At 48.5% G+C, this 8,310-nt stretch carries 5 protein-coding genes; 2 read left to right on the top strand and 3 right to left on the bottom strand.

Going from position 1 to position 8,310, the window contains the following annotated elements:
- Window positions 1-1,561 (top strand): ATP-binding protein (locus tag RYL88_RS02790; protein WP_314988870.1); only part of this gene is annotated, 1,561 nt, incomplete at its 5' end.
- Between the two features lie 223 nt (window positions 1,562-1,784).
- On the top strand, window positions 1,785-2,036 hold the full coding sequence (locus tag RYL88_RS02785) for a hypothetical protein (protein WP_314988869.1): 252 nt from the start codon (window positions 1,785-1,787) through the stop codon (window positions 2,034-2,036).
- Between the two features lie 10 nt (window positions 2,037-2,046).
- On the opposite strand, the gene RYL88_RS02780 is transcribed toward RYL88_RS02785, so the two are convergent.
- The 3 genes from RYL88_RS02780 to RYL88_RS02770 all read right to left on the bottom strand — a co-directional run bounded on the left by RYL88_RS02780 (window position 2,047) and on the right by RYL88_RS02770 (window position 8,149).
- Complete coding sequence (locus RYL88_RS02780) at window positions 2,047-3,894, bottom strand: dynamin family protein (RefSeq protein WP_297966756.1); 1,848 nt, start codon at window positions 3,892-3,894, stop codon at window positions 2,047-2,049.
- The gene (locus RYL88_RS02775) at window positions 3,887-6,265 is read right to left on the bottom strand and encodes a dynamin family protein (protein WP_297966759.1); all 2,379 of its coding nucleotides are present in this window, start codon (window positions 6,263-6,265) and stop codon (window positions 3,887-3,889) included. Before RYL88_RS02775 ends, RYL88_RS02780 begins: the two co-directional genes overlap by 8 nt.
- A gap of 984 nt (window positions 6,266-7,249) precedes the next feature.
- Entirely contained in the window at window positions 7,250-8,149 is a 900-nt protein-coding gene (locus tag RYL88_RS02770) for a hypothetical protein (protein WP_314988868.1), read from the bottom strand.
- Window positions 8,150-8,310 lie beyond the last annotated feature (161 nt).

The raw sequence follows: 8,310 nt of genomic DNA, 5'->3' as shown, positions 1-8,310 counted from the left end.
CGAGGAGTATAAATTTTTAGCAGGCCTTGCAGACGTAAAAAATCTGCTAGAAAGTGGCTGGATCGTGCAGGGATTTTCTATCTTTAAAAACCAGGGCGCAGAGGGCTCTGGCTCAAATTTACTCAGCCTGCTTCACAGCGAGATCTCACTCTCGCCGCTTTTTCTAAAAATTTTAGAAGAAGGCGAGTTTGGACTTACGCTACCTGCAGTCGCGCCCTACGCCGATCATCTTGACTATCTAAAAGATCAGTTTTTGCGCGTGGAGCTTTACGGCAAGCTCTCGTTTTTTAGCAAAAACGTATCAAGCGACGCCAAAAGCCGCCTAGAAAAAGACGTAAAAGAGCTAGAAGCCATCATCGAAAAACGGCTAAATTTAAGCAAAATTTCGATTTCCGTCGAGCAAATTTTCAAAGATAACGCGCTAAACGACAAAGAACAGCTTATTTTCCTCGCGCTTTTAAAGGAAGAATACGTCGGCGAAACGGACGCAAACCGCGATCTAAACGCGCTTGTGGGGATTTTAAGCGCGGACGAATTTGAGCGCATAAAAAATCGCACCCTACTGGATGAGGGCTCAAAACTAATCGAAAACGGCCTCATCGACTACGACGAGTCGCTAAATACCTACGGCGGCTTTAGCAGGACGTTTTACATAACCGATGAAATTTTACAAAGCGTAATGCATCCAAAAACCGAGAGCAAAAGCAAAAAACTAGCGCTAGAAACTCTCGTAAAAGAGCAGGAAATCTTTGAGCTCATCGAGCCATCGACCGACATAAACGACGTCGTGCTGGACGTCAAGGTAAAAGAGCTGCTAGACGCGATCCTAAAGCAAGTAGATCGCCGCGTGCTGGCGCGCCTATCTAGCTGGGGCATCAAGTCGCGTAAAAACGTGGACGCCAAAATCATCTTTTACGGGCCGCCTGGCACGGGCAAAACCATGAGCGCGCTAAGCCTCGCAAAGAGCCTAAAAAAGCAGGTTCTTAGCTTTGACTGCTCTAAAATTTTGAGCAAATACGTCGGCGAGAGCGAACAAAACGTACGTAAAATTTTCGATACGTACAAAGAAATCTGCGCTAAAAGCAAGAGCGAGCCAGTGCTGCTGCTAAACGAAGCCGATCAGTTTCTAAGCACGCGCGTCGAGGGCGGCAGCGGCGCGGACAAGATGCACAATCAAATGCAAAATATATTTTTGGAGCAAATCGAGCGCTTTGAGGGCGTACTCATCGCCACGACGAACTTCTTGCAAAGCCTAGATATCGCGTTTTCTCGCAGGTTTGATTATAAGATCGAGTTTAAAAAGCCCGATCTCGCCGCTCGCCTTGCGATCTGGCGCAAAGTGCTACCCGAAAATGCGAGCTTTGAGGAAAATTTCGACGTCAAGCAGCTGGCTAAATTTGAGCTAAGCGGCGCGCAAATCATGCTCGCGCTCAAAAATACCGCGCTAAAAGTAGCCGTGCGCGAGGATGGGATATTTACGATGGGCGACTTTGAAAGCGAGATCAAACGCGAGATGAGCTCAAATTTCGGCGAGGATAAGAAAGTCGGATTTGACGGATAATTTCGGCTAAATTTGGAGTGCGGCGGATTAAATTTAGTTAAATTTAGCCTAACGTTTTTGTTAAATTTGACTGCGCTTGCTCTAAAATTGAGTTACACGCTCGGCTTTATCGCGCGTTTTTGCAAATTTGATCGTTAAATTCGTAGCTCGGCGGGTGCAAATTTGGCAAGCGATTTAAATTTATCGCGGCCTTGGCTACTCAAATTTGGAAGGGTTATCAGGCATGGGGGAATTTTTACTACGCCAAGCCAAGCTATTTTTAGGCATCGCAGCCCTTTGCGCTCCGCTATGCGCGCTCATCTACTTTATATCAAAAGAGTATTTCGACGAAATTTTAGTCGGCATTTTCGTCACGTATATTTTCCTGCTCGTTGTTTTCGTTTTTAAATTCATCAAGCTACTTTTAGGCTTCAAGGACGAGGACAAAAAGCCCGTTTGGGAGCAAATTTTAACTTGGCTGTCAAATATCGCCTAGATCGCCACGCTCAAAGCAGGATTTTACCGCCAAACCCTTCGCCCGCTTTTAAAATTTCATCCCTTAGCCTCTCATGTCCGGCCGATAGGGCCGCGATCTTAGCTAGTTTTTCGTCCTTTATCTGCGCAAATTCGCTCTTTAATGCCGATAAAATTTTATTTAAAAAAGACGCATTGCCCAGCATTTCATTTTCAAATTCGTATAAATTTAGCGACAGTAAAACACGGTCTTGCACCTCGTCAAAGCTCGGGATAAACAGAGCAAAGCCGTTTTGCTCGTGCGCGCGCATAGAGCCTGCTATCTTTTCTTTTAGAAAATACACGGCGATTTTAACGGCGTTTTCGTAGTTTGCGGCGACTTTGAGGTTTAGCTTTTCAAAAAACAGCGCCGTCTTTTGCAGTCCTTTAAATTTCGCCGTCTCATAGTCTCGCAAAAACGTCCTATACACCTGCCCCGCATACGTCCTAACGTCGGCAAACAGAGTATCCGAGTGCGTTTCGTCCTCTTTTTGCGCGTTTTCAAATTCGGACTTATACATCATAAACTCGCGCTCCAGCCGTGCGTAAATTTCATCCAACGCCGCGCCGATTTCCTCCTGCAACGCGCTTAAACCCCGCTTGTACGTTCTAAAAAATTTGGCGAATTTCACGTCGTTGTAGATGAGTTTTGAAAACACCTCGTCGCTGTCAAAATCCACCGCCTCATACTCGCTAGCTTCAAAATACTCGCCCTTTAGCAACGTTTTTCGCGGCGAGTATTTATACTTTTTTTTGCTTTTTAGGCTGGCTAGGATCTCGTCTGCAACGAGCTTTGCGACGTGCTTTAGCTCGTTAAAGGCTAGCTCGATTTTCGGTTTAAAATTTTCTTGTACGGCTCTTAAATTTGACTCCAGCTCGGCGTCAAATTTGGAGATTATCTCGCCCGCTTTTTCGTAAATTTTAGCGATTCGCTCGTGCTGAGCAGCGTTTACGGCAACCAGCCTAGCGCACTTTTCGCGCACGAATTTTTCTTTTATCTCTTCGCCGCCAAAAAGCTCGCGGATAGCGCTTATCGCCGCACTAAAATTCGACTCTGCTAAAAGCGCCGCATCGCCCGCAGCTTGGGCGTTTACGGCTTGCTTGGCGGAAACTGCGATAATGCGCTCGAAAAATCGCCCGTACGTCGTTTGCGCGTGAGTTTTGAGACGCTCAAGCTCGTCGTTGCTTAGCTTATCTTTTTGATTTAGCAAACAGATCGCCGTTTTGCCCCCGCCAGCCAAAAACTCCTCGATCTGCGCGGCTTCGCTAGCGCGCGCGGCATTGTCGGCGAGGCTTAGCCAGATGACGCCCGCGACGTCTTTTAGCACTTCGTGCGTGACGGCGGTGTCGGCCTTTGAGAGCGAGTTTAGCCCGGGCGTATCGACGAAATTTACCGACTTTAAAATTTCAGAGGGCGCATAAACGCAAAGCCTGCTCACGTCATCGCCAAACACGCGCTGATCGACGAAGCGTGATATCTCCTCGACGCCTAGATACAACTCTCTGCCGTTTTCGTAAAGCACGCTAAGTCCTGGCGCGGCGCCGTATCTGATAAAAGTCGGCTTTGAGGTCACGGGAGTTAGGCCCGAGGGTAAAATCTCGCTACCCAAAAGCGCGTTTAAAAACGTCGATTTGCCGCTAGAAAACTGGCCGACGATAGCGACCGTAAGCGGGCTAGATAAAAACAGATCGAGTTTATTTAGCTCCCGTTTTAGCTCGGCGCTCGGGTGAAATTTGGGCTCGGTTAGCTCGTTTTGCAGCCGTCTAAATCGCCCGTGAAAATCGTCCGAAAATATCTTAAAATACCGCGTTTTATACGCGTTTATAAACTCCTCAAACACTTTGCAGCTCCAAATTTATGGCATTTATCGCCTCGCTTTGCGAGTTTAGGCGCTCTAGCTCCTGCAAGTCCCGCCCGCTAGTTTTTGCCAGCTCGGCAAGCTCGTTTTTTAGCGCCTCTTCGCTGATTGCGAGCGCTTTTTCTTTATCTTTTAGCGCGGCTTCGATCTGCTTTTTAAACTCGCTTTTTTCAAATTCGCTAAGCTCGAAAACGAAATTTTTGATCCGCTGAGCGCCCAAAAACTCCTCCGCGGCTACTTTGGCGGCTTCGGCTACGTCTTGCGCGCCCGAGTTTGCCGCGCTAGCCACCGCGTCCGCGACCTGGGCGCACTCTAAGCTTATCCCTTTTGAGTTCAGATAGTCGTTTATGCTAAAGACCTCGGTCGCTGCTGTTTTACCCTCAAATTCGCCGAATTTTAGCGCGATATTTTGCGCGCACGCGGTGATTTGCCGTACGATTTCGTTGCGGTTTTGACGCATCAAGGCGGCAACGCCGTCTTTGATCGTCGTTTGCGCGATGCGCGAGAGGCGCTGCGGATCGATCTTTTGTTTTTTAGAGGCCGCGTAGTTTATATCATCCGCGATGCGCTGCTTTAGCGTTTGAGCAAGAGATTTTAGCCCAAGCTCGTAGCTAGCCGCAGTTTTGGCCGTATCTAGGCGCTCCAGCTCCTCTTTTACCGCGCCCCTCACGTCCTCTAGACGGCTAGCTAGCGCGGCTTTTTGCTCGTTTAGTTCAGAAAGCTTTTGCGACAAGCTCAAATTTGAACCCGTTAGCTTTAAAATCTCGCTTTGCGTATCCGCCGCAAACTGCACGCAGACGCGTCCGAGCTCCTTTTTATACGCCTCGATGCCAAGACGAGATTTTTGGCTATTTTGACCAAAAAGCGTCTCGTAAAGATACTCCTTAAACTCCTCGACGCCGCTGTTTTGCCCGCCTTCAAAGTAGCTTTTAGCGCTCACAGCGAAAAACTCCGCCCCGACGCCAAGCCCCCGCGTACGCTCCTCGACGCTCTTTTTGGCGTAGGCGGCAACCTCGTTTAGCTCGCCCACCTTTAGCACGTCGGCGTGAGTTAGCAACACGGCGAGCTTTACGGCATGCGAGTTTTGCAAGCTTGCGACGATGAAGTCCAGATCCTTTTGTGTGGCGCTTTGCGAGACGTTCATCAGGTGCACCATCAGGTCGCACTCCCGCATAAATCGCCGTACCAGCTCCTCGCGCGCAGCCACAGCGTCGTCGATGCCGGGCGTGTCGATGATGCGCACGTTATCCTTTAAAAGCTCCAAATTTTCGTAAAGCTCGACGCTTTTTACGAATTTGGCGTATTTGGAGTCTGCCGAGGTGTAGCACTTGATCTCGTCCGTTTTGACGGTCTTGCTAGCCGGCGGTTCGGCGCAAATCTCTCTCGCGTCAGGGCTCTCAAATTTAACCGCCGACTCGTCGTCCGCGTTAAATTTGACCTTTAAATTTTGCGCCGTTTCGCTCTCAAATTTGACGCCCGCGCCGCCGTAAATTTCGGCTATTTCGTTATCTTGAACTTGGGCTATTCCAAGCTCTCTTAGCTCAGCTTCGCTCCAAAAATTTACCTTTGCAAAAGGCTCGGGCGAGTATTTTAGCACGGTCAAATTTACGGTTTCCGGCACGTTTGAAGCGCCCAGAATTTTTTTGCCCAGCAGTGCGTTTAGCAGAGTTGATTTGCCCGCGTTTATGACGCCGGTAACCGCGACGTTAAACTCTAACTCATGCGCTTTTTGCCGCGCTTTTGTCGCCGCGTTTGCGACGTGCGCGTGCGGGTTTAGCGATAAAATTCGCTCGCAGATATCGTTTAGCGCGTCTATTTTTTGGTGAAATACGTCTGATTTTTTAAAATTTGAGCCCTCTTGCTCGTTCCCTGCGGTCAAATCCGCGCCGAGGGCCTGCAAAAACTCCGAGAGTCTCTTAAAATGCGCGGCGGAGATTATATTTTCGGTTTGCAGGATTTCTAAGGCGGCCAGGAGCTTTGATTTTGAGATTTTTGCGGATTTTAGAGCATTTATCGCGCCTAGCTGAGCGCACTGGAGGCTGTATATGTCGGCTTTTAGCCCAAGCGCGTGAAGGATATCCCTAAACTCCTTTAGCGCCATAAATCTATCGAAATTCTCCACATCCGCCGCGAGTAAAACAGCGAGGCTTCGCTCGTCTGCGAGAATTTGCGTTTTGGGGTCTAAAAAGAGCTTAAGAGCGCCCCAAATTTCGCTTAAAAATTTATCCGTATCCACCGCTTCGCCTTTGATAAAATTTGCGCCCGCAAGGTCGCTTTCGGGGCGAAATTTAGCATAAATTAAATTTAAACAAGCTTGGGCGGCGGGTAGATTTGATGTTAAATTTAAATCCATTTGCGCAGCCTGCAAAAACAGCGCGAATTTGACGGCTCAGGCGCGCCAAATCCCGCAAATTTAATCAAATTTCGCGGGATTTTAGCAAATTTATACCGCGTCGCGTAAATTTAGGGCGTTTAAATTTACGCGTTTATCCGCCGCGCGAGGCTATATTGGGCTTCTTGCTTTTTATAGTATTTTTAAGCACCGCGTAGAGGCTTGGCGCCGTAGAAACGGCGGTAAATTTACCGTCCTAAGGCAAAGGCTAAGATGTCCCGCGCAGAGGATTTCATCGGCGCTAATCGCCAAAAGTAATAAAGCAGGCCGTGTCCGCGTCTGCTTCAAGGCTTACATTTTGGCTCTTACGGGGAAGTTTCGCGCATATGAAGGCCACGTAGCCGTCCGCACCGTCAAAATAGCTCAAAACATAGCTAGCTCGCGAGGCCGCCTTGCAGCGCCTGCGCGTAAAGCTTTTGTGCGAGCTTTTAGGGCTTCTTTACCGAGGTTTTTGAGAAAATTTGCCATTTCTTAATCGGCGGTTTATTTGGACTTTAAATTCGGCTCAGGTTCGCCCCAAAATTTAAGGGCTTTTGAGAGCGCTTTTTGTCGCGGATTAGGCCGTTTGCGTCTTTGTAACGCAGATAGTCTCCGACTGCTTGCTTTTGGTTATCGTTTAGAAGGCTAAACTGCGACAAAGTATAGTCGGTAAGACGAGTAAAGGTAAATTTCAAATCAAAACGGTACTCGCCTCTTAAATCGCCTATAAGAGAAGCAGGCAAGCAAAGAGCATCCCCTTGACATCAAAAAAAGCAAGCCCTACGTTGTATTTATTTAAATTTGGGCGGATATCTTGCGAATCTTGCCGTTTGTGTTGCGCTTTGCGGCGCGTTATTTCCTCCGTCTAGGCGTAGTCGTCGATGGCGTCAGCCTCGCTCAGCCCTATGCTGCCGCATAGCCTCGCTCTGGCAAAGGCTTTTTGGTCTCCTTTACGAGCCCCTTTATCTACCACTCGCGCCACTCCTCGGTTATGTCTACGTCCTCGCCTAACTCTAGCCCCGTTTTACGCACGAGCGCGTCTATCCACTCCCACAGCTCCTCGCGCTCCACGGTCTCTATGAGGCCGTATTTGTCGTTGATTTTGTTTAGGGCTTTTACGAGCTTTGCGGTGCGGCTATATACGGCCGAGGCGCTTTTCTTTTGCGTCGCTTCGCACAGAGTTTGCGCGTAGCTAGCTAGAGCCGCCTCTACGGCCGCAATACTCTGCTCGCAAAACATCTCATCGCCCTCTTGCATACGTTTGCGCCACGCCGCCATAGGCGTTTTGACGCCAAGCGCTTGAATCTCGGGGATGCGGCTTGGGTCTATGTTTTTATTTTGCGACCGCAGATGCGCTTTTAGGCGGGCGCGCTCTTTTTCGTGCAGTTCCAATTTAAACAACCTAATCCAGCTCAGCTTCTCGTCAAAATTTAATGCCACTATCAAACGAAATTCCTCAAAGAAAGCGTCGTAGCCAAACCCGTAATCCGTTTTGCATTTACCCGTGAGCTTCTTGCCTATTTTTGCCTCGACGGTCTTTTTATCGTCACCTAAATTTAAGCCAAAAGGCAAATCTACGACCGAATTTCCGCCCGCTTTTTCGGGATAGACGCTAATCTCGTGCAAAATCAGCTGGTCTTTTTCCTTGTTATAGCTACCGATGGGCTCTCCGTACATATCCACATATCTTACGTAGCCCGTAAATGCGCTATAAACCCCATTTTCGTCGCTATCTGCCCTCGTCCAAAACAAATTACCGTAAGAATCGTAATTTGGAGTCGGGTTACGCGGCAAGCCGCACCGCGCTAAAAACTCTTTGACCTCTTTAGAGTGGATCGGTCTGCCAAGCAAATCTTGAAGCTGCATATTTTTCCTTTTAGCAAATTCGTTTCGGCGTTTTTGGCTACGCAGGGCTAAATTTAAAGCACTTTAGCGCGCCTTTAGCGGACGCGGGCTAAGCAAATCCTGCTAAAAAAGAGTAAATTTAACGCTTAATTTCGCGCAGACTCGGTTAAATTTAGCCGAAT

This window comes from uncultured Campylobacter sp. (assembly GCF_963517995.1).
In the GTDB taxonomy this organism is placed as follows: domain Bacteria; phylum Campylobacterota; class Campylobacteria; order Campylobacterales; family Campylobacteraceae; genus Campylobacter_A.
The sequence above is the reverse complement of the archived record's forward strand: the minus strand, read 5'-3'. Positions and strand labels throughout refer to the sequence as shown.

Excerpts from the sequence above, each read along its gene's own strand:
- RYL88_RS02785 (WP_314988869.1), top strand. The coding sequence starts at position 1,785 with ATGGGGGAATTTTTACTACGCCAAGCCAAGCTATTTTTAGGCATCGCA.
- RYL88_RS02775 (WP_297966759.1), bottom strand. The coding sequence starts at position 6,265 with ATGGATTTAAATTTAACATCAAATCTACCCGCCGCCCAAGCTTGTTTA.
- RYL88_RS02770 (WP_314988868.1), bottom strand. The coding sequence starts at position 8,149 with ATGCAGCTTCAAGATTTGCTTGGCAGACCGATCCACTCTAAAGAGGTC.